This is a genomic window from Nitrosomonas marina, assembly GCF_900110145.1.
GTDB classification, from domain to species: Bacteria; Pseudomonadota; Gammaproteobacteria; order Burkholderiales; family Nitrosomonadaceae; genus Nitrosomonas; species Nitrosomonas marina.
The window spans coordinates 240,567-265,882 of the sequence record NZ_FOCP01000002.1; the positions used below are offsets into that span (position 1 = coordinate 240,567).

Genomic DNA, 25,316 nt, shown 5'->3' on the forward strand with positions numbered 1-25,316 from the left:
ACTGACAGGCCATGCTCAAATGGTCAAAAAACTGGCTGCCTGAACAATGCCTGTCCTCACCTGAGTGCATGATTGATATCACGCTTCGGCGGTTTATTGTATCTCCTCACGCTCCGTCACCATGATTTCAGCCTGTATCGTACCCCATTCAGAAGGTTCTGGTGCATATCGTCTGACCGCCCTTCGTGCCGTCCGGTTCAGCAACTGTTCCAGATGATTTTGCGGCGTAATTACTTTGGCTATACTTCGGTAGGATGCGACACCCTTGAATTCAAATGCGCGGGTATCAAGGGGATTCAGGCTGATGATGGCTTTGATAATTTCCAGACCAGGACTGGCAAATTCAAGCGCGCCGCCATCGGTCAGCTTTCTGGATTCACCTGCTTTGATCAGGGCATATTCAGCCGTTCTGCCGCCATATGGAAACTGTACAAAACCACCGTCACGAAGACTCAGGCTCATCAGATAAATATAATAGGGTTCATCGGCGTTGTTTGCTACCGAGAATCCGAGGATGCTTCCCTGTGGCAATTGCTGTCCGTTCAACTGGTTCAAATCCAGTGTCCGGGTAATGCGGTACCTGTTCTTCAGTCTAAAACAATCGTCTGTCTGATGGCTTTCATCACAGGTTTCGTCCTTGATAATTTCATGCGCCCTGATTTGAATATCAGGCGGGGAACTCTGCAGTTTTTTCAGGTCCAGCAGATCAACCAGTATTCCCATGTTTATGGCCAACTGATCAATACCCTGCTCAAAGCCGCCGGCAAGATTCACATGCAGGGCCTCATCCAGCACATCCTCCTGCATGGTCATCACCCACGCCTGCAGGTCGGCATCGGGATGCGATTTTGGCAAAGTGCTGTTGCCTGTCTCTCGAACGTACATACCGTTGCGCTGTTCAGGTCTGAACAAACGAATGATAAAACCGTCGTTTTGCCGTTCACTGACCATCCGGTATTCGTTTTTATCCAGCTTTTCTTCAATCCCGGCGGAAAAACTATCAATTTGGTCCTGCCCCACCAGTCCGTCGCCTTCAATTACAATCGGAATCGGGTCAAAGCTGTAAGCGCGGTGCTGTTCGATCAGAATGTCGCCAACTTCAACTGTGCCACCGCTGATAATGCTCGCTTTACTGGTGTAGGTGTCAACGTCGGTTATTTTGACTGCTGTCGATTTATCCGCAGCAGATTCAATTGTATAAACAGAACCTTTGGTAATATTGTTGATATGCCCTGCATTCAGCCGTAACTGCCCGTCTTCATCCACTGCTGTAACAATGATCCTGTTCAGGTTCTCTGGTATTTCTCCAGCCAGCACCAGGGTATTGTGATGCTGGCTGTGCAGCGATGCGATCTGGGGCTGTTGTTTGTTGACGCCGAGGCCTGTTATCGTATCTTCGCGCATCAGCGCTTCGGTACGATGAAATACATCGCTCCAGGTTTCGCCGGGTTTTATCATGCTTAACGACTGCGCCCAGTGCCAGGTAAAACGACCATAAACCTTGCCGCCTACACGGTACTCATAGGCGTTTTCGCTATCTCCGCTGGCACCGATGCGAATACCCACCGGTTTGAGATTATCGCTGCGCGTGATTCCGGGATAAGGCCGGTTATCCTTGCCTATCGCGCGAACACCCGGTAAAAGACCACGGCTGACGGACCCGGAATGACAGGAGTCTGACACAAAAACGATGTTGTCAGTTGTAGTGCCGATTTTCGAGAGCCAGATATTGATCTGGTCGTCTATGATGTCGCGACTGTCTTTTGACCCCGCGTCAGGTGAACCATATGTCACCCAGGTTTGATCCATGCCGGAAATTTCTTCATCGTCAAAATTGTCATGCTCGCTGCCGTGCCCCGAGAAGTGGACATACACAAAATCACCTGGCTGGACACGCGCAGCCAGGTCCTGAAAAGCTTTTTCAATACCGGTATGCGTGGCCTGTTCGTCCAGCAGGGTATTTATATTTTTCTGTGGAAACTGAAAACGTTCAGACAGCAATAATTCCTTCAATATCGCTATATCGTTATGTGGTCCGGCAAGCTGCTGTATGCCGCGACCCCTAAAATGCGGTGTATCCAGATAATTCTGAATACCGATAAGGAGCGCATGTCTGGCGGCGGTCGCTGGTAAACTGGACATAGCACAAAGCAGAATTGCACAGCAATAAAGCGAAATACTGTATTGTCTATGTGAAGCTTTCATATACAAGTTTGCTGTTTTATTGATCGAAAACAGTCCGGGCAAGAATCTTCCTCAAACAATCGCCCAAACTGTACGAAACACATCAATCTTGATAACCTGTTGATATATCAGAAGGAATTTTTTCTGAATGCGGATCTCAAACTGCAATACAACGCATTGTATCGCGAATCAGTTCAGATACATGACGGGTATTATCAGAAGGGATTGACAAAAAGTTCCAGCAAATTTCGCCTCTGATACACAACCGGACAAAAGGGTGTGATTATGAAAGCAAGGCTATTATTGTTATTGTTGCTATTTTTTCTTTTGCTGAATCCAGGCGTGCCATTGCCTACGTATGCCCAGAACAACGCCCCGGAATCGTTACTCAACCAGGTTATAACGTTGATTCAGCAGGGTGAATACGAAAAAGCCGCCATATCCACGCGCAAACTTATCCGGATTGCTGAAAGCACACCGGATCTGGATCCCGAATACCGTACGCTTGGATATATTTTTCTGGGAAGGATTTTTTTTGAACAAGCACAGTATGCCCAGGCGGAAAAGCAATTCACGCGTGCACTGCAACTGATTAAAAAATTGCATGGAGATACACATCAGGATGTTGCATGGGTCAACAATGAGCTGGCGGCATTGTACAGAAAACAGGGGCAATTTCTAAAAGCGGAATCATTGTATGCCCAATCGCTGAAAATTTTAAAAAAAACGCTTGGAGCAAAACACCCCGATGTAGCGATTGTTCTTAATGAGCTGGCATCTGTCTACCAGGAACTGGGCCAGAACAGCGACGCCGAATCACTGTTTCATCAGTCGCTTACCATACGGGAAAATGCGTTCGGCCCCGAACACCCGGATGTCGCGCTGGCGCTTAACAATCTGGCCGTGTTTTACCGGAACCAGAGCCAGTTTGCAAAGGCCATACCGCTGTTCGAACGGTCAACAAACATTCTGGAACAGGCCTTGGGTCCCGACCACTTGGAAGTCGCATTAAGCCTGAACAATCTGGCGCTACTGTATCAGGATCTGGCTCAAAGCAACAAAGCCGGACCTCTGTTTGAACGGGCATTGTCTATACGAAAAAAAGTGCTCGGCCCTGATCATCCCGAGGTAGCGGCCAGCCTGAATAATCTGGCTGATCATTATCATGACCAGAGACAGTATAAGAAAGCAGCAGCGCTGTACAAGGAGTCACTTGAAATATTTGAACAAACACTTGGTCCAACAGATCCAAATGTAACATTAATTCTTAATAATCTGGCTTCGCTTTACCGGGACCAGCTTCAGTTTGGCAAAGCAAAAACATTATTTGAACAGTCGCTCAGAATGCGAGAACAAACGTTTGGCCCGGAACACCCTGAGGTGGCGCTCATTTTAAACAATCTGGGCGACCTATATCATGCGCAAGGTCTGTATAAAGAAGCCGAACCGCTATATGAACGGTCGCTGGGTATCTATGAAAAAACATCCGGCGCCGACCAGACGGATATTGCAACAGGACTGAACAATCTTGCTGCACTGTATCGTGATCAGGGCCTGTATGCAAAGGCACAGCCGTTGTATCAGCGATCGCTCGAAATTTTCAAGAAGGCATATGGTAATGATCATCCGCATGTGGCAACCGGCCTTAACAACCTTGCACTGCTTTATTATCATCAGGGCCGGTATACAAAAGCAAAGCGGTTGCTGAAGCGCTCATTAACAATATGGAAAACCGCATACGGCACAGACCACCCGGATGTCGCCCTTACGCTCAGCAACCTGGCCTTGCTTTATCAAGCACAGGGGCAACATATCAAGGCTGAACCATTACTTGAACAGGCACTGGCAATACGCAAGAAGTTACTGGGTGCTAACCATACGGATGTTGCAATGAGCATGAATAACCTGGCGGAACATTACCGTATCCTGGGACAGTATGCCAGCGCCGAACCACTGTATCTTCAGTCATTAAAAATATGGGAAACCGCACTGGGGCAAAATCATCCGGATGTAGCCAAGAGCCTGAACAATCTGGCGCTGCTTTATTGGGACCAAAGACAGTACGCCAAAGCCGAACCGCTGTACAAACGCTCGCTGGAAATACGAGAAAAAATGCTGGGCCCTGACCACCCGGATGTGGCAGCCAGTCTTAACAGTCTGGCCATGCTTTACCGCAACCAGGGCCAACTGGATCGGGCCGAACCATTATTAAGACAAGCGTTGGAAATATACCAGAACAAACTGGGTGCAAATCATCCGTTTGTAGCAAAAACTCTCAACAATCTGGCGCTGCTTCATTGGGATCAGGGGCGTTATGCAAGTGCTCGGCCATTATTTGAGCAGCTAATGCAAACAGGTGACAAAACGCTCGGTTCGGACCATCCCGAAGTGGGCATTTTTAGTCAAAATTTTGCCTTGAATCTATGGGCCCAGGGCGAGCCGGACAGTATTCGGCAAGCGCTTGCGCTACAACAGCGCGCGAATGAAATCAGTGCCCGTCATTTACATTTAATGATGACACACGGCACCGAACAGAAAAAACATGATTTTCTGGCGACGATCCAGACAGAGCTGGACGCTGCAATTTCCTTTCATTTGGATAGCACAACCGCCACTGTACGACAACATGCAGCCAGACTCGCAACCACAGTTGTGCTGCAACGAAAAGGCCGTATTCTGGACAGCATGAATACGAGCATGTCTATATTTCGGAAACGCATGGACCCGAAAGACCGAGCGCTGCTTGACCGCTTGTCCGAGTTCAACCAGCAACGTTCACGGCTGTATAACCTTGCATATCAAAATACAATATCGGGAAAAGATTATTTCAGTCGCAAAAAAAGGCTTGAACGGGAAGCCTCCAGACTTGAAGATCAAATCAGCAAAAAGAGCGCGGCATTTCTGGCTCAAATTCAACCCGTCACCATGGACGCAGTCCAGCAGGCAATTCCCAAAGATGCAGTACTGATTGAATATGTACGTTACCAGCCGTTCAACCCCAGAGCGTCCATTAAAAAGCAATGGGGCGACGCTCGATATGCAGCCTACATCCTGAAATCCCAGGACGATCCGGAAACCGTCGATTTGGGCGATGCGAAGACCATTGAAAAGCTGATTTCCGATTTTCGTGACAACCTGAATGATTCCCGCAAAGACACTGTGTACCATACAGCACGCAAGCTCGATGCGCTTATCATGGAACCGCTACGCAAATTCACTGGAAACATTAAGAATGTGCTGGTCTCGCCGGATGGCGCACTAAATCTGATCCCTTTTGCGGCACTGATGGATGGAAATGATCAATTTTTGATAAAACAGCATCACTTCACCTATCTCAGCTCCGGGCGGGACCTATTACGAGTTGGCGCACAAACCGGCAACAACACAGCGAATCGGCAACCACCTGCGATTTTTGCCGATGTTGATTTCGGCGTTGTCCCTCAGCAAAAAAATGACGTCCTGGTTGCATTTAACGACACGGACCCCGACGAATCTGGCAATCGCCGTTCTATCGATTTTAACCGAATGTTTTTTCAGTCGCTGCCCGGCACGCAGGCTGAAGCCGCCGCACTCCAGAAAAAACTTCGAAACGCAAAACTTTTTACCAGGCAAGCTGCGACAGAAGCCGCACTGAAGCAGCTCGATAGTCCACAGATTCTGCACCTCGCAACACATGGTTTTTTTCTGAACGATTTGGTTGAAACCGCGCCTGCATCCAGCAATGCCGCACGCGCACTTCCTATTTCGGGATTTTACCCATCAGACCTGTCCACGGTGGCAAATTCTCAAAAACGATTACTCAAGGAAAATCCGTTGCTGCGCTCTGGTATCGCACTGGCTGGCGCCAACCAACTCAAATCTGGAAATGAAGATGGTATCGTAACCGCGCTCGAGGTTACCGGCATGGACTTATGGGATACTCAGCTGGTGGTATTGTCAGCGTGTGAAACCGGCGTAGGCGATATTCAGAACAGCAAAGGTGTTTTCGGTCTGAGACGCGCCCTGGTGCTTGCCGGTTCAGAAACGCAGGTAATGAGTCTGTGGAAAATTGATGACCGTGCAACCGTGGATTTAATGGCTGGATATTATGACCGTCTCATCAACGACCGAGAAGGTCGTTCAGAGGCCATGCGCAATACACAACTGGAAATACTCGACGGTAGAGATCACAACCATCCATTTTACTGGGCAGGCTTTATCGTTTCGGGTAACTGGAAACCCCTGTAAAATAAAAATGAACTGACTGGCGCCGCTTTATGACGCCGTTCTGTTGATTTGTGGAAACGCCATCAATGACCGACCGCGGAATGCAGTTCCAGAATTTTCAGCAGGTGTTCACGGTCGACCCAGCCGACTACTTCGCCACTGTCCATCACAGGCACCTGATTGATATTGCGCTCACGCATGATCTGTAACACCTCAAACATGCTGTTGGCAGGATTGACGAAGTGAAAACGTTCCAGCGGTGTCATGTACTGGTGCACAGAAGTATCCGGCCATTGCGTTCGCGGACATTTCATAATGTCATTCAAAGTGATCAGACCAACGGTCTTTTCCCCCTGGGTCACCAGCGCCGACCGCTGACCTGTCAGCAACATTTGTTCATCAATCCAGTAAAGCAGGCTCATATCTGCGGACACCGTCGGCACATCTTTTTGCATCACCTCGCCTACAGGAACATGCGCTGCCAGGCGTGACGAAAAATAGGCGCGCCTGCTTCCTTCTGCTGCAGCAAACAAAAACCAGCCCAGCGCCAGCAGCCAGATGCCATTAAGCAGCATTCCCGGCTGCAGCCCCACAAGCGCACCCAGCAACATCAGCCCGTAAGCCACCACTTTTCCGCCCATAACAGCCCATTGCATGCCTTTGACCGCATCGCCGGTAAACCGCCATACTATGGCGCGAAAGACGCGGCCACCGTCCAGTGGGAAACCAGGCACCAAATTGAATACCGCCAGAACAAAATTAATCGTTGCCAGCCACTTCAACGCTTCGGCGGCTATTTCACTATAGGGTATCAACCACTGACCCAGAAAATAGAACAAAACAGCCAGCGCGAAACTGACCAGCGGACCGGCAATCGCAATGTAAAATTCAGTCGCCGCGGTATCCGCATCCTTTTCGGTCTGTGCTATGCCGCCAAATATAAACAGTGTAATCGCACGCACCTGAACACCGCGTGCTATCGCTACCAGACTGTGTCCGAGTTCATGCAATACGATACTTACAAAATACATCAGCGTCGTCACCAGTGCTGTCAATAACACCGCGCTTCCGCTCCATTCGCTGTGCGTTTCTCTGAAATAAGTCGCCAACGCACCGCTCAGCAATAAAAATACGATAAACCAGGTGTAATGCACTCCGATCCGAATACCCGCAACAGTACCGATGCGAAATGACGATTCCAGCATTTGAATCACCTCCTCGAAAAATTGATTATTGCCCTATATGATCCGCTGAACCCTGCCTGAACGGTCAGGCCAACCGTGTTACCGTCAAAATTGATTCTCCCGTCGCTGATCGTGACTGAAATCATTAATACAGACTGGTATGTTTATTCTTAGATGGAACCAGACTGGATTTAATTCAATTTGAATCGGCATTCCCGCCCATCGTTCAATATCATGATTATGGCTGTCAGCCGCAATTTGATCATGTTGACGTACATTATATGTTTTGCGGCAATCAGAAAAGGTTTTTTCAAACATCCAGGACCCGAAACGGAATGCAATTCAGACAGCCTGGATTTTCAGGAATACGTGTTTCTACGTATATACATCTTGTTAATAGCCATCTACGGTAAAATAAATCAGGTCAATAAATGCACTATTTCTGACCGAATGTAAATTTAATCTGTCAGGGAGTATCATTGCGATGAAAATCTGGAGACTCAATCAATACCATGTCTAATTGTTTAATCAGATCCCGGGTATATTGTGATGATAGTGTTGCAGATGATGTGAAACCGGAGTAGGCAGTAATAATGATTTTGTTTTGCAAAATTTCATCCATTGCCCGAGAAGCCAGTTGACTGGCTTGCCTGCAGTTCAGCATTTACGTTTTCCGTTGTCCACCCAGGAAGTTTTCAAACATTGAATCAATGATAGACGTGCACGATGCATCAGTACCCATGCGTTGGTCGGTGTTATTGAAAATTGGTTACAAATTGCCTCATTGCTCATATCATGTATTTCTTTAGCAAGAAAAACAGCGGCCTGCCTGGGTTTTAACCCGGACAGGCATTGCTGAAAAACTTTCCAGAATTGATTTCGTTGAAATGCCGATTCGGGACCAGGAAATGATTCCGGTTTTTCAATCCAGACACCGTTTTTCTGAAAAAATTACGCGTCCCTGTCGCCGGAAATAATCGACCATCTTATGTTTTAGTATGCCAGTAAGCCATGTCCGAACACAGGATCGATTATTAAAGTTTTCGTTTGCAGTCAAGGCAGCGAGAAGCATTTCCTGAACAAGGTCTTCGGCAACATGCCTGTCTTTTACTTTCAGAAATACATAGCTGTACAAATAGTCACCATGCGCGTCAAGCCATGTTTGTGGATTCAAATCGTCGTTCACTATCTTTGCGTAAATTTACTCTAACGAAACAATCGGTTAATCGGGTCGTACCGCATATTGGTCCCACATGCCATTAAGCTGTGACACTGATCACAACATAACCTTTCTATCTGTTATAGTGGACAGGGCGCGCTCCCTTAGAGCAAAACACAGCAGTCGCCAGGTTTGTGCATGCGTTCGCCGATATGCAGCTGCCTTCCCTTTATAAACCAATTCCTCCAGCCATTCACGTTCTTCTTCAGTTAAACGAACAATATATCTTTTCTTCATCTAATCTCTCAATATGTTGGTAGCATATATTGAGAGAATACTTTAATATTAGGCAATATCATATTGATAGAGTACTAATCCTTTAATCCATAAATCATACGCAACTCCTGTATCATCTGCCGTTCATCACCTTTCCAGATACCGTGATTGCCAATATAGATATCCGCAAGCGCCTGGTGCCCGACAATACGGCGGATAAAGTTGATGATTGTATCGGTTACATGATCGGGATTATCTGTTGCCGGAAAATGACCGGCGCGCGGCACATAACTGATTTGTACATCCTTCGTGCCCAGCGCATGTACAAAACGCTGTGTCTGTGCCGCCGGCATCATATTGTCGTATTCGCCCCACATAATCAGTGTGGGTACCGTTATATTCTGGTATTGCACCCCGTTGGGATTACACTGCGGATGATAAGGCAGCAGTAAAGCGGGACTCAGAATGGCCGCCCTGTCCGACAGAACGCGCAGATTGTGTAATTTTAGACGCATGGTAGTAGAGCGGGCCACATCGGTAATACCGTCGTTTTGACCATTGCGTTCGTAATCCACATCCACATACGGAAAGGTCAGATAGCGCAGATTATATTGATTGTACCTGGACGGGTCGTAAACCATGGACTTGAGAATTTGTACCAGCGTCTGGTCAAATGCGGCAAATAACATGGCAAATTGCGCGTCGCCCTCAGGCGTGTTGGGAATTTCAGAGGCCCTGCCAATCGCCTGTATTTCATTGACCGGATAACCGTCAAAGGCAACCGGATCGACCTGTATCAGTGCCTCCAGACGGTCATTATGTCTGGCTGCATAATGCGAGGCGATACCACTGCCCCAGTCATCGGCAATGAATATGAACCGGCGACCGGGGAATTCATGCTGCATCAGTTTTTCGATGTAATCCACATCATTAGCCCAATGCCAGCGATCATTCGAAACCGGATCGTCTTTACGACCATAAAGACGCGGTTTGGAACTTTCTCCCATACCGAGCATATCAATCGAAATCGTTTCGCAGAACCGTGATATCTGCCCCTGTACTTCTTCCCATTGCGACCGATTTGTCGGCACACCATGCAGAAACAGAACCAGGGGACCCCTATCACCCATTTTCGTCCAGGCAATTTCAAAATCATCCGTCCATTTTGTCTCAGCACTGTGCGGTCCGCCAATCTGCAGCAAACCCTCAACGGGAGCAGTGTAACTAAAAGCACCGTATTCGGCCTTGCCCGGCGAACGATAGATCGACAAATCGGGCTTATTCCCTGCGGCTCGCACGGGCGATTGACTGAATGCCTTATAAAGACTCGAATCATGTATTACTCCAGGTTTTGAATTCATATCAGTATCCTTTACGGGTTAGTTTGCATCCCATCATTGTTACTTATTTTATATTCAATGCTACACATAATTAATCAATACTACTCATTTTCTAATGTGATGGATGCTATAATAATTGTCAAGCAGTATATAAAGTCTGCCGCGTTCAACCTAATCTAAGCTGGCTGGGGTACAATCCGATCATTCGGGGGAAAACATCAATGCACACCAATGAAAATACTGCAGAATCGCTGTTAAACATCAAACAGGCTGCCAAAATTCTGAATGCCAGTGTAGTTTCTTTGAGACGCTGGACAGACGCCGGGAAACTGCCATGTTTACGCATCGGCACCAGGCGCGAAAGAAGGTTTCGTTTGAGCGATCTTAACGCATACCTTGAACAGAACAGGTTCCTTGAAAATCCCTTACCGTCTGATCCAGCACCAGGACAGACTGCACATATCACGCTGGAAGGTATTTCAATCAACTACGGCACACTTATGCGCTTTTTATGACACCGACCCGGGAAGATTAAAGCTGGCTCTACCCTTCCTGCTTGGCGGGTTTCAGGAAGACAGCCGCTGTTTCCTGGTTGCTACAGCTGATGTCCAGACAGCTATTCTAAACGAGCTTCGCGATGCCAGACCCGACCTAGATCAGGATATTCGGGAGGGGCGGCTTGTAGTCTCTGAAGGCATGGCAAGCTGCTCGGAACAATACACTTTTTTCGAGCAGTCTTTTTTACAGGCAAATAAACAGGGAATTCAGGGAATGCGCGTACTCGGAGACATGGCCTGGGCGTTGCAAAAAGGATTCGGCCTGGAAGAACTATACAATTTTGAAACCCGATACAACCAGGGACTTGGACACCGGTTTCCGGTCATCAGTCTCTGCCAGTACGACGCCAGATTATTTCCAGGCACCGCAATATTAAGTGCACTCAAGTGTCATAACGATACATTTCACTATCCACTGAATCATTTTCTTGGTGTTTAACGCCTGTTGCGTTACGTGCCGTATTTAACACATCACATCTGCAGCGTAACAAATGCAATATCCAATTCCCGAATTCTGAAATACAAATGCTACCAGATGACATATTTGCCGACAGGGATCACCAGTGCAAGAGGCGCAACCGGGATATTATTTTGGGCTGATGCGCCTGCATACACTTCAGGACGGCATTCAGTGAACGCAAAGCATCCAGGATACAAGGACCTTTGTTCAACATGACGCATTCCGCACGTACACCCATTGCCGCATCGATAAATTCCATTCTCGAACCGATTCCATGCTTGGCAATGGATTCAGGCACCTGTGTAGTCCAGATCACCGGCACGTGCGCCGCTTCACACCACCACAGGATTTCTTTTTGAATTTCAGCCGTACGTCCATGACCGAGTTCGATAACCAGATCACCACGCGCGATCATCCCGCCCAGGCGAGGATAATCCGGCCTGCGCCCGCTTCTCCTGAAGCGGACGCAAATCATTCGCGCACATCACAAGATTGTGGCCTCAATTTACAATACTTTTGGACAAAGTCCCGGATTTATCGCGACCACTATACTGGTCTACGCACGCAAGCCCCCTTATCCATACATGCTCGCTCGAATCGTTGATCTCATCGTAAAGCAGTTCAAACCTGCTTTCAGTATCATGACAATTGCTATTCATAACATAGTTACAAAATAAAATTTATGCATGGAATGAATATTATGAAATTAATATGATAATTTAATGACACCCTGAAGCACACAAGCACGCCATACCGAAACACAGAGATTATCTGACTGGCAAGGCATTTCCGGCACGCATATCCTCGCAGCCACATGCGCCTCATTTCAATCTGCCGCAAATTACTGTGAAACATGCATCATCAAAACCGCACGACCGCCCGTTGCGTCGGCGAGTAAAACCATTGTCATAATTCTGTAACACGTGAAAGTCAAAATATCAGTTATTTAAGCGCTGAACTGGCCCTGATGCAATATTTTCCTGACAGTTCATCGATATTTTGCTGTTTCCTGGAGAAAAAAATGTCTAAAAGATTGCTCATCCTGACGGCAATGCTTTTTCTTGCTTCAAACCAGACTCATGCTCAGGCGGTACGCGATTATATGAGCATTGTCGGCCCCTCTACAGTCTACCCATTTGCTACCTTGGTTGCTGAAAACTTTGGAAAAACAACGCAATTCAAAACACCGAAAATAGAATCCACTTGCTCCGGTGGCGGTTTTAAGCTTTTTTGTAATGGAATCGGGATTAAATACCCGAACATCTCCGATTCATCGCGCGCCATCAAACAGTCAGAAATCGATATATGTGCTGCAAATGGCGTCACAGACATTATAGAAATAAAAATCGATCATGACGGGATCGTCATCGTCAATCCAAAAATAGCTTCTCCATTTGACCTGCCCCATAAAGACCTGTTTATGTCACTGGCCAAACAGATTCCTGGTCCTGAAAACAGCGGCAAACTGGCTCCCAACCCGCATAAAACATGGAAAGAAATCAAAAACTGTCTCGACCAGCCTGGCACAAGCCTTTCTGGCGAACAACAACAGCATTTATGTATAGCGCGCGCAATTACAATCAATCCCGGAGTCATTCTTATGGATGTGCCCTTTTCCGCGCAGGACACTTTTGCGACTGGGATAAACGAGGATTTAATGAATGAAGTGTGTGAGAACTATTCAATTGTCATTGTGACACACTCCATGCAGCAGGCGGCCCGTGTTTCACAACGGGCCGCCTATTTTCATCTCAATAACTTGATTGCAGTGGAAAACACAGAGCCGATTTTTACCCACCCGACACACCAATTAACCAGCGATTACATTACAGGCCATATAGGTTAGTGACTGATAATACAGAAGGAAAAAAATCCCATGCTTAATAGACTGGAAAATCATACTATTCGGTGTTTTGATGGCGAACACGAGCAGTTACATAACGAAATTCTGGATATGGCCGAACTTGTTTTCGAACAAATACGTAAAGCACTAGAATCGTTTCAGCCGGACAATCAACAAATCATACAAGCCATTCTCAAACGGGAATCCCAGGTTGATTCGTTAGAAAAGAGAATTGACAACACAATTGCCGAAGTACTTAAGAAACGGAGTCCAATGGCGCGGGATCTGCGTGCCATCATGGGCTTTTCAAAAGTGGTCACCGACCTGGAGCGCCTGGGTGATGAAGCCACTCGCATCACTCATTTTTCCACCCGTATTCATGCTAACGAACCTGGCAGGAAAAACACCGGCATGCTGCGCGAAATTGAGCTGGTGGGCGATCTAGCCTGTACTGCTCTGCGTGAAGCAATTGAAGTTCTCAGGATATTGGATATAACACGGGCTAGGAAACTGCTGGGTCAGGCCGGGCTGGATGAAAAATTTAATGCCAGTTTTCGCAGATTGACATCTTTCATACTGGAAGACACGCTGAACATGAAATGTGCCATCAATATCATACTGGTTTTAAAGTCTTTGGAGCGTATCGATGCCCATGCACATAATCTGGCAGAATATGTCGTCTATATGGTCAGTGGTTCGGATATTCGACGCTCGAACAACGATCACGCCTGATTTTTCCACTTCTTACAATACACCCTGTATCCAGGTACGCTTTCTGTGCTGCTGGCCATGATTTTTTCAACAGGATCGTTCTTATTTTTCACGTGCTCTTCAGCCCTGCAATTAACATCGCCCGGTAAAAAATCCCAAGCAGCAGCCTCGATTATTATCACGAACCAAAATAATCGCTGATTTCCTGTTACCATTCTAAACAATTTTTTAATACGGTTACCGGGTTAACCCCGTTTTCACAAAAAGTTTACGTTGTTTCAACTAAAGTATTGATGATATCGATACTTACAACAAAAATTTCAGATTTTGAACGTATTGGCTGAGAACAGCCATACATCATCACTGAACACACCACAACCCTAAAAAACAGAAAATGAATACAGTAAGACCGTCAACAGTGCCCTGTTTTCAATTACTTGGTGCTGTACTTATTCTCTTGATTCTGACCTTGCCTTTGACTTCACTGGCCGTTGATGTCTATGTCGATACGGAAACAAAACAACTTTACATTGAGCCAGGACCGGGTAGAAAACGAATTGGCACTTTAGTTTTGGACAATCCTGCCGATATTGATATACCTGAGGAACCACACGCGGATGGACAGACCGTTATTGCAGACAAAGATAATACTAACAGCGAAGCTCCCAATGAATCGGATGAACAGAATGCAAACATTACATTGAGAGAGGACGGCGCATTCAGTTTTGGATCGCAGAACGGAGATTTCAATTTCAGATTAGGTGGACGGATTCATGCTGATGCAACTTTCAGTGACGGTGACGATTTTGTTGATGCTGGTGGAAATCTATTCGAAGCGAATGATGGCACCGAAATACGCCGCGGACGCTTGAAATTTGAAGGTACTTTTTTCAGGGACTGGTTTTTCAAAAGTGAAGTGGATTTTGCAGATAACGAAGTCTCGGTCAAGGATATGTTCATCCAGTATCATGGAACGGAATTTGCGCGAATCAGAGTCGGTGAACAGAAACAGGCTTTCAGCCGTGAACTGCAGGAAAGCTCAAACGACCTTCTGTTTCTGGAGCGATCGGTCATGAATGTATTGAATGGACCCACAGTAGACCGTGCGCTCGGATTGAATATATCTGCAAGCGGACAAGATATATCTGGCCTCGGGCAAAACTGGACAAGCCAGATCGGGATATACGGTGACACAATTGACCCAAACAAACGCAACACATTCGCGGACGAAGGGTGGGCGATCAATTCGCGAATGACTTTCGCACCGATTGCAGAAGCGGAACGTATTATCCATATCGGTATTGCCGGTAACTACCGCGAACCAAATGATGCGGGTGAACTCATCGATGCACCGCTTTCATTGGCGTATGAAACGACTCACATGTCAAATCTTAATCTGATTAGAACCGATATTTCCGGTATCGATAATATTGTCATGCTCGGTATCGAGGGACATGGACTCCTGGGCCCTTTCAGTGTCGGTGGAGAATATACGCACAGCTGGATAAATCTGCAGGGAAACCCGAATTTGGATTTCCACGGCTGGTATACAGAAGCTGCATGGACACTGACAAAAGAACCGCGGGTCTATAGAGATGGTTTATTTTACCGGGTCATTCCCAACAGCGCTTTCAGTTTACACAACGGTGGCTGGGGCGCCTGGGAAATCGCTGCCCGTTACGGAGAGGTCGATCTGAATGACGGTACGTACAAGGGTGGAAAACTGGGCAATCTTACCGTTGGTTTGAACTGGTACCCCAATCGTATTGTACGCTTTATGGCAAGTTACGATCGTGTGCTAACGATCAGGAACTCACCACTGACAAAACGTGACGGCAGTAAAGCAGATGACCTGGATACCTTCATGTTTCGCGCACAAATGACTTTTTAATTACTCCGACCATGCCGGCTTTCTGCGCGCACCACTGTCTAAAAAATGTCATGTAAAAATGCAACACTGACAAAAACCATCTATCGAGATAATTTGATGTCCATGCAACTTTAGTAATCCAGTTACGTAAACGTAAAGCACAAGGCGGGCGACCCAGCCATTTGCAAATTACCAGGCAGGCAGATTCAAACAGGTTGACCATTCTTGCAGCCATAACAACTACCGCCCCTATTCGGGCACAGAAATTTTATTATCACTAAACACAGTAACTTGGTCCGGCAGCCGCTCAAGGCATGGACAAAGGGCTGGCAATAAAAAGGAGATCAGTTTATGAACCTGCAATCAAAAACGTTTGCATCCGAAATAACGCGACAACCATCGGTTCCATTGCATCGAGACAAAGCGGCAATTTTTATACTCTCGAACGACGGCATGATTCTGGAAGCAAACCAGAAAGGCTCGCAGTTACTAGGCTATTCGCCGGATCAATCTCATTCAGGGAAACACCATATATCCAGTGTCATTCCCAAACTGGCCGCAGTTGAGCTGATCGAAAAGACAGAGGGGCGCGTCAATCCCTATCTTCGCTTTCTCTCGAGAATCGGTCACAAGTTTGAGGTCAATACAGGAAAAGGAATGCAGGCTGTTTGCGAACTCTATTTTAATGACATCAAGAACATCGGTCAGCACCAAGTCCTCGTTATGCTGTATAGCACACAGCCAAATCGCGCGGAATGACAGCTGATGCCTAAAATCACCGGTACATGTTGTATGTGATTTTCAAATGACCAGTCGAGCATCCGCTTCGGTACGCGTTTGTTGCAATTAATAAAGACCAGCATACTAACCGGGTGTCAATTTAGCATATTCAAGCATCAACCATTTAGTTCCGGCCCGAGCAAAGTTTACCTGTACTCTTGCCTCGCTGCCGCTTCCTTCATAATTAAGAATTACACCTTCGCCAAATTTGGCATGTGTAACTGTCTGACCAATATGCCATTGTCCGTCAGTCACTGGTGTTCTGCTGAACAGTTTCTCGCCACTTGCAACTGAAGCAGTCGTAAAAGCCGCTCCCCTGTCGTAACTTGACATCCTGCCACTACCAGTAATATCTCTGGATGGTTTGATCCATTTCAAAAATGAATTTGGAATTTCTTCAACAAAGCGTGATGCTATGTTATAACGCGTTTGGCCATGCAACATGCGGCTCTGCGCAAAAGTAAAGTACAAACGTCGGCGAGCGCGTGTTATCGCTACGTACATCAAACGCCGTTCTTCTTCAAGTCCGTTTGTTTCATTTAGACTGTTCTCGTGCGGAAACAGTCCTTCTTCCAGGCCGCTTAAAAATACCGAATGAAATTCGAGTCCTTTTGCGGCATGCACAGTCATGAGTTGCAATGCATCCTGACCACCCCCTGCCTGATGCTCGCCGGCTTCCAGCGATGCATGTGCCAGAAATGCTGTCAGGCTGTCATCCTCTGCTTCGTGCACAAAGCTGATGGCCGCATTGACAAGCTCATGCAGATTCTCCAGCCTGTCCGCCCCTTCTCTTTCGGTTGTGTAGTGCGATAGCAGTCCGCTGTGCAGTAAAACGCGTTCTATGATCTGGGGTAGCGGCATGTGCTCCCAGTCCCGGCGCAATGTCTGAATCAAAATCACAAAACCCGTTATGCCTTTTTTATTTTTTGCGTTGCTTGCAGCGGCCGTGTCGAGATTTTTTTCGCCACCGCATTGTAGCAATGCTGCCTCCCACAAACTGCTGTCTTGCTGGCGCGCGATATCCTGCAAATGCTCGAGGCTGCGCGCACCGATGCCACGCGCAGGAAAATTGATAATGCGCAGCAGGGCATTGTCGTCTTCAGGATTGGCAACAAGGCGTAAATATGCCAGCGCATGCTTGATTTCCATACGTTCAAAAAAACGCATACCGCCATACACGCGATATGGCAACGAAGCATTAAACAGACTATGTTCCAATACTCTCGATTGCGCATTTGAACGATACAGCAATGCAATATCGGAAAGCATGACTCCATCCGCATGTAATGCACGGATTTCATCGACGATGTAACTGGCCTCGTCAGTATCATTGAACGCCCGATACACACGAATTGGTTCACCTTCACCCTCAGCCGTCCACAGATTTTTACCAAGACGTTGCGCATTGTTCTCAATCAATGCATTGGCAGCACTCAGGATATTGCCATGCGAGCGATAATTTTGTTCCAGTTTGATAATTGTCGAGATACCAAAATCACGCTCGAAATCATTCATATTTCCGGTATCCGCACCACGAAATGCATAAATACTCTGGTCATCGTCGCCTACGACAAAAACTGCAGCTGCGTGAGCGGAACCGATACCAGCCAGTAATTTGAGCCAGTTGTACTGTAGCCGGTTAGTATCCTGAAATTCGTCTACCAGAATATGATCAAAACGTTCGCGATAGTGATCACGCAAAATTTCGTTTCGATTCAGTAATTCATAACTGCGTAGCAGGAGCTCTGCGAAATCAGCAACGCCCTCCCGGTTGCATTGCTGTTCATAGGCCAGATAAAACTCTAGTAAATGCCGGGAAAATGGATCGTCTACGACAACATCAGCAGCGCGTTGTCCGGCTTCTTTCGCATGATTGATAAACCATTGTATCTGACGCGGCGGGAATCGCTTGTCATCTACCGATAGACTTTTCAGAATGCGCTTGATCATTGCCAACTGATCAGCCGTATCAAGAATTTGAAATGATTGTGGCAGCCCGGCTTCCTGATAATGTGCTCGCAACAAACGGTTACACAAGCCATGAAACGTTCCTATCCACATACCACGTGTATTCACCGGCAGCATCGCGTTTATCCGTGTAAGCATTTCTTTCGCCGCCTTATTGGTGAACGTAACTGCCAGTATACTGTATGGGCTGGCCTGGCCAGACTGTATCAGATACGCAATACGTGTAGTCAGCACACGGGTTTTCCCACTGCCGGCCCCTGCCAGTACAAGTACAGACTGGTGCGGTAACGTAATGGCTTCCAGTTGTTGAGCGTTCAGGCCCGCCAGTAAGGGAGAAGTCATGGTAATACGGTATAATTTCTTGCTGTATACACTGGGGACCACTATTGGTCAGCTCAGGGTACAGGGTATTTTATTGTTACGAAAGAAAAGACAAAGCAAAAAATCAACTTTTTTGCTAATTGTTCAACTGTTGATTAATTCAGAATCAGATCAATGGCAGGAAAATACCAACGCCATGCAAATCTGATCTCTAAATTAATCACCACGGACAACAGATTTAAGCTCTGCTTTTGGCAACGATATCCAGTATGAGTGGCGTTAATACCAGTTCGATGGCCATACCCATTTTACCGCCTGGAACCACAATGGTATTAGGGCGAGACATGAACGAATCATGAATCATCGTCAGCAAGTTTGAAAAATCCACATGCTCCGGATGTCTAAACCTTATTACTACCATACTCTCATCCAATGTCGGAATTTCACGGGCTATGAACGGATTGGATGTATCTACTGTCGGCACACGCTGGAAATTGATATGAGTACGGGAAAACTGTGGTGTTATGTAATGCACATAATCATGCATACGGCGCAATATTGTATGCGTCACAGCTTCTGCTGAATAACCGCGCGCGCTGGTATCGCGAAATATTTTCTGGATCCATTCCAGATTGACGATTGGCACCACTCCAACGAGCAAATCGACATACTTAGCAACATCTGCAGTGTCACTTTTAACGCCGCCATGCAGTCCCTCATAAAACAATAAATCAGAACCTGGCTTTATTGCCGACCACGGCGTAAATGTACCCGGCTTTTGGTTCCAGGGAGCGGCTTCTTCTTCGTTGTGCAGATATAAACGGGTCTGACCGGAACCACTCTCACCATATTCCTTGAACAGGGTTTCCAACTTTTCAAATTCATTAGCTTCCGGGCCAAAATGACTGATTGCCCGGCCACCATCTTTTTCAGAATCAGCAACCGCTTTTTTCATGGCTTCACGGTCAAAACGGTGAAAACTGTCACCTTCTACAACAGCAGCTGTTAATTTTTCCCGTCTGAAAATATGCTCAAAGCTGTTTTTAACCGTTGATGTGCCTGCGCCAGATGATCCGGTAACTGCAATAACCGGGTGTTTCTGCGACATATTGATTTTCTCCTCAAAATTATTACAAAAGATTTACCATTCCGGTAATAATACGATCGAAGGCATTTTACTCTAATATGAGTCTGCTTTCCGCATATTTTGGACGGTGCTATAAGAAGTATCGCAGTGTTCAGTATACATTCAGGTTGAACACGCTAGAATTAGCCTGCAGCTTTGTCAACCGGACAAAAAGCTGATAAATGAAGAAACAGTGCAATCATTTTCAGGCAGTATTTTACTTTTTTTATTGTATCTGCACATGAAATGCCTGCATAACCTCAACGAGGTGACAGCGATGAAAAAGCTAATATTTTTCTTATTTTTTTTTACAGTATTAAGCTTAGCATTCAGTAATTCACTCTGGGCACGCGGCGGCGGTGGACAAGGCACTAGCTTCGGAAGCGGTGGCGGCGGTGGTGGTGGTGGAGGACACTTCAGGGGAAGTAGCGGACCAAGCCATTTTGGAGGCGGACGCGGTCATTTTAGCGGTGGACATCGCCATTTTGGACACCATCGTCATTCGCGGATAAATTTCGGGTTTAATTTTGGCGGTTTTTATGGACCCGGCTTTTATGGTTATCCGTATTGGTCAAGATACCGCAGCCCTTACTATTATTCCCGCGCATATGTTTATCCTTCCCCGCTGATTGCACCTGCAACGCCACCAGTTTATATCGAGAGAAAAGTGACTGCTGTTAATTCGACTCAGTCTCAATCAAGCTACTGGTATTACTGTCGCAATCCTGAAGGCTATTATCCATATGTAAAACAATGTCCTGAGGGATGGCTCCAAGTCGTTCCCCAGCCAGCCCCGCAATCGCCCTGAAAACGGTCATACACCAATGAAAACCCTATTAGCCAAAATCATGCTGCTGGCTGCGGTTCTGTTTCTCTCTGCCTGTGTCGCCATGCCTACCGGGCCAAGTGTTCTGGTTTTGCCAAAAACAGACAGCAGTTTTGATCAGTTTCGTCTTGACGATGATGAATGCAGACAATATGCCTACGCGCAATTAGGAGGCAAAACAGCTACCGATGCCGCAATCAGCAGCGGTCTGAGCAGTGCAGCTATTGGAGCCGGCTTGGGCGCAATCGCCGGCGTAGCTATTGGTGGTGGCCAGGGTGCTGCTATCGGTGCCGGTACAGGGTTACTGGCAGGCGGACTTACTGGTTCCGGAAGCGCCACAACCTCCGGTCACATCAACCAGCAACGTTACGACAATAGCTATATTCAGTGTATGTACGCCAAAGGCCATCATGTTCCGGTCACTGGCAATATAGGAGCACATATCAATCCATCCATTAGCAGCAAAAGGATATCAACTCCGCCGCCACCGCCAGGCTATCCCTCATCTTATCGCTATTGATCGATATTGAAAAATGAAAAATTTTACTTTAAATATTTCTAGCATCAGGGAAACAGATATGACCCGTATCTGTCATAAAAGCAAAGTACTGTTACACCGGGTTGATAATTTTCAGATGAAGAAACAAATTGTATTGATGCTTGTAATCCCGCTGGCAGGTTCCCTGATATGCTCCCAGGCAACTGCGCATGGCGGTCGTATAGACAGGTTTAATTTTGGCATACATCTCGGTCATCCGGGTTATTTTGGTTATGGCTATCATGACCCGTTCTTCTATGACCCGTTTTTTTATCCTCCGATCTATAGCTACCCGCCTGTAGTTGTTCCTATGACGCCCCCCGTCATTGTGCCGTCAACACCACCTGTATATATACAACAGCAGGAACAAATCACTCCGACCCAACCACAGATGAATTATTGGTATTACTGCCAGAACCCGGAAGGTTATTATCCTTATGTTAAACAATGCCCAGGCGGTTGGCTGCGCGTTAGTCCCACCCCCCCAGAACATCAGTAAACATTACGAGGAGATTTGACATGCCCAGAATACGTAAAAAAATTTTTTTCATATTGCCTGCGGTATTGACAGCGTGTGTCAACCTGCCAACCGGACCCAGTGTTATGGTTTTGCCTGGCTCAAGTAAAAGCTTTGAACAGTTCCGCTACGATGATTATGACTGCAGGCGCTATGCTTATGAGCAGATCGGCGGCGTAACAACAAGTCAAGCTGCAACATCTAGCGGTCTAACCAGCGCAGCGGTGGGGTCAGGCCTTGGCGCTGCCGCAGGTGCAGCTATTGGCGGAGGCGAGGGTGCAGCCATTGGCGCTGGAACCGGATTACTTGCGGGCGGCCTGGCTGGAAGCGGTACTGCCAGAACATCCAGTTATGAAAATCAGTATCGTTATGACATCAGTTATATTCAGTGTATGTATGCAAAAGGCCACCGTGTACCCGTTTCCGGTAAAATAACCAGCGAAGTACCCACAACGGCGACCCAAAAGCCGATTAAGATATCACCGTCTCAACCCGGGTTTACACCGCCACCGCCACCACCGGGAAATCCACCACCGCCACCCCCACAATAAATTGATCCAGGTTGCCTTTTGCCAGACTCGGCGGACAACCTGGTGACTGATAACAACACGGCAACGCTGACGTCATCCTTTTAAGCTAAAATACAGGCATTGCGATACGGCCATAATTTGACAATAATATTGGCTTATATTGCAAATAGACGCGCTTGTTAACAGCGTATTCATACCAGAAATCATAAAACTAGCTTATACAGGGAGAGTTTAAAAACGTGAATCCGATCGTACCCATTATTATGACTGCTGGTGCCATTTTATTTTTTATTGGACTGGCAGCATTAATCAGACGTGGTTTTAAAAAAAGCAAAACAATTAGATTTTTTAGAAAAGAATATGGTTTTGGACGTTTCGTAGCTACCGTTATTGTATCGGGTGTTACGCTTATTATGACTTCAATTTATATTCAGAAACTTTTTCCAGTAGAATCTATTCAGACCAACACGGATCAAGTTGCCATTATATCCAGCAACCTGAAATATGAGCTCAGTACTATCTTGCCGAGCGAAGAAAACAATACCAGTATGACCAGAGCCATCAATCGGTTCCAGAAAGAATATCAGGAAGCGCTCGAAAATGGCGACAAAAAAACTACGGAACTCTTAATTCTGGAAATGGCTTTTTTGATCAGAACAGAACTTGAAAACCAGAACTATCCATCTCATCAGATTGGCTCAGAAGTCGAAAGAATTATGAATTTCCTGAAACGAAAACCTGATTAACAGGCTATTCTGATTCATTCACTGACTAGTGATTTATTATATTCAGGATTTTTCAGCTCTCATGCGGTTTTCCAGAGCTATTGCGACGGGCACCGTCTCTAGTCAGGCACACGAAATACAAGGTACTACAATTTTCAATAATTCAGAGGGGTGACTCATGAAAAAAAACATTTATATGATAATAGTACTCGGCACAATACTATGTATTCCTAATTTTGCTTTGGCACACAATTATCCGACCAAGGTAGGTGAAAAGCTTGGTAACGGAATTGCCAATGCAGTTACAGGAGTTGTTGAAATCCCCAAAACCATGATGATAACGGGACGCAGACATGGTGCAACATACGGCATGACAGCCGGTTTCTTTACCGGTCTGTTTCACAGTGTTGGACGCAGTCTTGCAGGTGCACTGGACATAGCAACTTTTTTGGTGCCAACCACACCCGTCATTAGACCGGCTTATATCTGGGACAATTTTGACCGAGAAACTACTTATACCCCCTGGCAAATGCGCTAAAAAGCAATAAAGAGAAATCTATTCATTAAAATACATCGCATGAAATAGCAGTCGGTTATTTCATGCGCCTTTCTCTGTTAACTGTTTCCATTTCCATCGCAACAAAACTCTGAGTCGTCTGAATTCCTCAGAATCAATCGCATCAGGTAATATAACGATACTTTGTGTTGACCAGGAATGACGTGACCTTAAAATCAATACGGTTAAATAAGGTGACACAAAAGTCGATCCGGATACTTTGTATTCAAAGCTCTGCCCATTTTTAGTTTTCAGCTTACATATGACTTTGTCAGTAAACTCCAACAAAACCGCCGAGCGGCCAGATATTTGTAATGCTTCACCCCTGATATAGAAGCACAAGCTGACAATGAACGCCACTAAGCCAGCCAATTTAACCTCCACTGTGACAGACAGCAATCCTACAATTATTGCGGCTGCACAATGCGTAACAACAAGTAAAGCAGCCAACAGTCTGGAAGGTCCCAGGTTAACCGTCAACAAAATGCATCACACTATTCTGGAAACATGGAAGAAACATACACTTGCAAATAACGATACGTGCAGAAACAGTGCAGCTGCTAATTGAAACGAGATAGTCCGTTACAATTCAGGAAATGGATATTATTGCGAACTGGCAGGCAAAAATTCAAGTGGGTCAACTGGTTTTCCATGTTTTCTGATTTCAAAATGTAATTGCGGTGCGTCTGTGTCTGTATCACCCATTTCTGCTATCTTCTGTCCTTGCACAACTGATTCACCCTCTTTCACAAGTAATTTACTGTTATGAGCATATGCGCTCAATAACGTATCATTATGCTTGATGATGATCAGATTACCGTAGCCGCGCAGGCCATTACCACTATAAACAACTTCACCAGCTGCAGTGGCCAGAACAGGTTGACCTGCCTGCCCTGATATTTTCAAACCTTTTGAATTGTTGGAAAAGGAAGACAATAATGTTCCGGTTGCTGGCCATATCCAATCAGACTCGGATGTATTTAACGACGTATCGGTATTGTACCCAACCATTTCCGGCGCATTCTCAATCCGTGTTCCCGAAGATGAATACTCTGTCTGAGGTTGAGTTAAAGCCGGATTAACAGAATATTGCAGCCGGGCCACATTTTGTTCTGAGTATGGTAATTTCAGAGCTTTTGGATATGTTTTGATTTGTTGAGAGGCAGTATCGTATGCTGGAGCTACCGTAGCGCCTGGCGCGTTACTTGGTAAATCGAGGCTTGGGTCCACAACAGGCATTTCTGAATGTTGTGGAACAGCAAATAATGTCGGTTCGGCTTTTTTTGAAGGAACAGAAAGGTTTATACGTTGGCCTGTTTTGATCTTTGTGGTGTCGGTGATATTGTTCCATTCAGCAAGTTCTTTCTGATCAATACCATGTTTAAGCGCTATACTGTAAAAAGTATCTCCCTTCTGCACTATATAAAAGCGATCGATTTGTTTATCATCTTGAAGATTGACAGCAGTTTTTTCAGGCGATACTGTTCGTTCAACAACGGGTGCTGGCGGCTTGGTCGTCTCACAGCCAAGGAGCAAAAAAACCGGTAACAACCAGTAGACGGCAAGGATGATTTTTACTGGAAACACACTGTTTTTCATATGTATTTGATGATTTTCCATTGTAATTTCCTCAGTATCA

27 protein-coding genes are annotated in these 25,316 nt (G+C 46.3%); 15 read left to right on the forward strand and 12 right to left on the reverse strand.

Annotated elements, in window-relative coordinates:
- Window positions 1-93: 93 nt before the first annotated feature.
- A complete protein-coding gene (locus tag BMX44_RS02420) occupies window positions 94-2,142 on the reverse strand; it encodes a caspase family protein (protein WP_177167641.1) in 2,049 nt (682 codons plus the stop codon).
- 327 nt (window positions 2,143-2,469) lie between these two features.
- Here BMX44_RS02420 and BMX44_RS02425 point away from each other — a divergent pair, with 327 nt between their 5' ends.
- The gene (locus tag BMX44_RS02425) at window positions 2,470-6,411 is read left to right on the forward strand and encodes a CHAT domain-containing tetratricopeptide repeat protein (protein WP_143056869.1); all 3,942 of its coding nucleotides are present in this window, start codon (window positions 2,470-2,472) and stop codon (window positions 6,409-6,411) included.
- A 62-nt stretch (window positions 6,412-6,473) separates the two neighbouring features.
- Here the strand turns inward: BMX44_RS02425 and BMX44_RS02430 are convergent, their stop codons facing one another.
- From BMX44_RS02430 to BMX44_RS02460, 6 genes are all read right to left on the reverse strand, one after another.
- On the reverse strand, window positions 6,474-7,595 hold the full coding sequence (locus BMX44_RS02430) for a site-2 protease family protein (RefSeq protein WP_090627595.1): 1,122 nt from the start codon (window positions 7,593-7,595) through the stop codon (window positions 6,474-6,476).
- Between the two features lie 445 nt (window positions 7,596-8,040).
- Entirely contained in the window at window positions 8,041-8,238 is a 198-nt protein-coding gene (locus tag BMX44_RS02440; protein ID WP_090627599.1) for a hypothetical protein, read from the reverse strand.
- A complete protein-coding gene (locus BMX44_RS17505) occupies window positions 8,232-8,501 on the reverse strand; it encodes a sigma factor-like helix-turn-helix DNA-binding protein (RefSeq protein ID WP_090627601.1) in 270 nt (89 codons plus the stop codon). Before BMX44_RS17505 ends, BMX44_RS02440 begins: the two co-directional genes overlap by 7 nt.
- Window positions 8,497-8,760: a sigma factor gene (locus BMX44_RS02450; RefSeq protein WP_177167642.1), complete on the reverse strand. Its 264-nt coding sequence runs from the start codon at window positions 8,758-8,760 to the stop codon at window positions 8,497-8,499. Before BMX44_RS02450 ends, BMX44_RS17505 begins: the two co-directional genes overlap by 5 nt.
- Window positions 8,761-8,850: 90 nt before the next feature.
- On the reverse strand, window positions 8,851-9,030 hold the full coding sequence (locus BMX44_RS02455; protein WP_090627606.1) for a hypothetical protein: 180 nt from the start codon (window positions 9,028-9,030) through the stop codon (window positions 8,851-8,853).
- Window positions 9,031-9,104: 74 nt separating this feature from the next.
- Window positions 9,105-10,370 carry an alpha/beta fold hydrolase gene (locus BMX44_RS02460; RefSeq protein ID WP_090627607.1) on the reverse strand — a complete coding sequence of 422 codons (1,266 nt, stop codon included), beginning with the start codon at window positions 10,368-10,370 and terminating at the stop codon, window positions 9,105-9,107.
- Between the two features lie 200 nt (window positions 10,371-10,570).
- Between BMX44_RS02460 and BMX44_RS02465 the strand changes: the two genes are divergently transcribed.
- Window positions 10,571-10,864, forward strand: coding sequence for a helix-turn-helix domain-containing protein (locus tag BMX44_RS02465; RefSeq protein WP_090627609.1), 294 nt, complete (start codon window positions 10,571-10,573; stop codon window positions 10,862-10,864).
- The gene (locus tag BMX44_RS02470; protein ID WP_177167643.1) at window positions 10,764-11,345 is read left to right on the forward strand and encodes an MEDS domain-containing protein; all 582 of its coding nucleotides are present in this window, start codon (window positions 10,764-10,766) and stop codon (window positions 11,343-11,345) included. The genes BMX44_RS02465 and BMX44_RS02470 overlap by 101 nt, the downstream gene beginning before the upstream one ends.
- Before the next feature lie 118 nt (window positions 11,346-11,463).
- Here the strand turns inward: BMX44_RS02470 and BMX44_RS02475 are convergent, their stop codons facing one another.
- Entirely contained in the window at window positions 11,464-11,841 is a 378-nt protein-coding gene (locus BMX44_RS02475) for a pyruvate kinase (protein ID WP_090627614.1), read from the reverse strand.
- Window positions 11,842-12,387: 546 nt separating this feature from the next.
- Here BMX44_RS02475 and BMX44_RS02480 point away from each other — a divergent pair.
- From BMX44_RS02480 to BMX44_RS02495, 4 genes are all read left to right on the forward strand, one after another.
- Entirely contained in the window at window positions 12,388-13,212 is an 825-nt protein-coding gene (locus BMX44_RS02480; protein ID WP_090627616.1) for a substrate-binding domain-containing protein, read from the forward strand.
- Between the two features lie 30 nt (window positions 13,213-13,242).
- Complete coding sequence (gene phoU, locus BMX44_RS02485) at window positions 13,243-13,941, forward strand: phosphate signaling complex protein PhoU (RefSeq protein ID WP_090627618.1); 699 nt, start codon at window positions 13,243-13,245, stop codon at window positions 13,939-13,941.
- Between the two features lie 373 nt (window positions 13,942-14,314).
- Window positions 14,315-15,811, forward strand: coding sequence for an OprO/OprP family phosphate-selective porin (locus BMX44_RS02490; protein ID WP_218143907.1), 1,497 nt, complete (start codon window positions 14,315-14,317; stop codon window positions 15,809-15,811).
- A gap of 330 nt (window positions 15,812-16,141) precedes the next feature.
- Window positions 16,142-16,549 (forward strand): PAS domain-containing protein, encoded by a 408-nt coding sequence (locus BMX44_RS02495; RefSeq protein WP_090627620.1) that lies wholly within the window; start codon window positions 16,142-16,144, stop codon window positions 16,547-16,549.
- 105 nt (window positions 16,550-16,654) lie between these two features.
- Here BMX44_RS02495 and uvrD read toward each other — a convergent pair whose 3' ends face one another.
- Window positions 16,655-18,880 carry a DNA helicase II gene (gene uvrD, locus BMX44_RS02500; protein WP_090627622.1) on the reverse strand — a complete coding sequence of 742 codons (2,226 nt, stop codon included), beginning with the start codon at window positions 18,878-18,880 and terminating at the stop codon, window positions 16,655-16,657.
- On the opposite strand from uvrD, the gene BMX44_RS02505 reads away from it, so the two are divergent.
- Window positions 18,879-19,067, forward strand: coding sequence for a hypothetical protein (locus tag BMX44_RS02505; RefSeq protein ID WP_090627623.1), 189 nt, complete (start codon window positions 18,879-18,881; stop codon window positions 19,065-19,067). The two genes, uvrD and BMX44_RS02505, sit on opposite strands and share 2 nt — an antisense overlap.
- 30 nt (window positions 19,068-19,097) lie before the next feature.
- On the opposite strand, the gene BMX44_RS02510 is transcribed toward BMX44_RS02505, so the two are convergent.
- Window positions 19,098-19,967, reverse strand: a complete 870-nt coding sequence (locus BMX44_RS02510) for a phosphoribulokinase (protein WP_090627626.1) — start codon at window positions 19,965-19,967, stop codon at window positions 19,098-19,100.
- Window positions 19,968-20,262: 295 nt separating this feature from the next.
- Here BMX44_RS02510 and BMX44_RS02515 point away from each other — a divergent pair, with 295 nt between their 5' ends.
- The 6 genes from BMX44_RS02515 to BMX44_RS02540 all read left to right on the forward strand — a co-directional run bounded on the left by BMX44_RS02515 (window position 20,263) and on the right by BMX44_RS02540 (window position 23,659).
- The gene (locus BMX44_RS02515; protein ID WP_143056870.1) at window positions 20,263-20,793 is read left to right on the forward strand and encodes a hypothetical protein; all 531 of its coding nucleotides are present in this window, start codon (window positions 20,263-20,265) and stop codon (window positions 20,791-20,793) included.
- A 16-nt stretch (window positions 20,794-20,809) separates the two neighbouring features.
- On the forward strand, window positions 20,810-21,331 hold the full coding sequence (locus BMX44_RS02520; RefSeq protein WP_090627630.1) for a glycine zipper family protein: 522 nt from the start codon (window positions 20,810-20,812) through the stop codon (window positions 21,329-21,331).
- Between the two features lie 58 nt (window positions 21,332-21,389).
- Window positions 21,390-21,848: a hypothetical protein gene (locus BMX44_RS02525; protein ID WP_218143908.1), complete on the forward strand. Its 459-nt coding sequence runs from the start codon at window positions 21,390-21,392 to the stop codon at window positions 21,846-21,848.
- 20 nt (window positions 21,849-21,868) lie between these two features.
- On the forward strand, window positions 21,869-22,417 hold the full coding sequence (locus BMX44_RS02530) for a glycine zipper family protein (RefSeq protein WP_090627632.1): 549 nt from the start codon (window positions 21,869-21,871) through the stop codon (window positions 22,415-22,417).
- A gap of 218 nt (window positions 22,418-22,635) precedes the next feature.
- Entirely contained in the window at window positions 22,636-23,142 is a 507-nt protein-coding gene (locus BMX44_RS02535; protein WP_090627634.1) for a hypothetical protein, read from the forward strand.
- 157 nt (window positions 23,143-23,299) lie between these two features.
- Window positions 23,300-23,659 carry an exosortase system-associated protein, TIGR04073 family gene (locus BMX44_RS02540; protein WP_090627636.1) on the forward strand — a complete coding sequence of 120 codons (360 nt, stop codon included), beginning with the start codon at window positions 23,300-23,302 and terminating at the stop codon, window positions 23,657-23,659.
- 60 nt (window positions 23,660-23,719) lie between these two features.
- Here BMX44_RS02540 and BMX44_RS17510 read toward each other — a convergent pair whose 3' ends face one another.
- Complete coding sequence (locus BMX44_RS17510; protein WP_425433705.1) at window positions 23,720-24,127, reverse strand: protein YgfX; 408 nt, start codon at window positions 24,125-24,127, stop codon at window positions 23,720-23,722.
- On the opposite strand from BMX44_RS17510, the gene BMX44_RS16415 reads away from it, so the two are divergent.
- On the forward strand, window positions 24,027-24,245 hold the full coding sequence (locus tag BMX44_RS16415) for a hypothetical protein (RefSeq protein ID WP_143056871.1): 219 nt from the start codon (window positions 24,027-24,029) through the stop codon (window positions 24,243-24,245). The two genes, BMX44_RS17510 and BMX44_RS16415, sit on opposite strands and share 101 nt — an antisense overlap.
- 35 nt (window positions 24,246-24,280) lie before the next feature.
- Here BMX44_RS16415 and BMX44_RS02550 read toward each other — a convergent pair whose 3' ends face one another.
- Entirely contained in the window at window positions 24,281-25,297 is a 1,017-nt protein-coding gene (locus tag BMX44_RS02550; RefSeq protein WP_090627641.1) for a peptidoglycan DD-metalloendopeptidase family protein, read from the reverse strand.
- Between the last annotated feature and the right edge of the window lie 19 nt (window positions 25,298-25,316).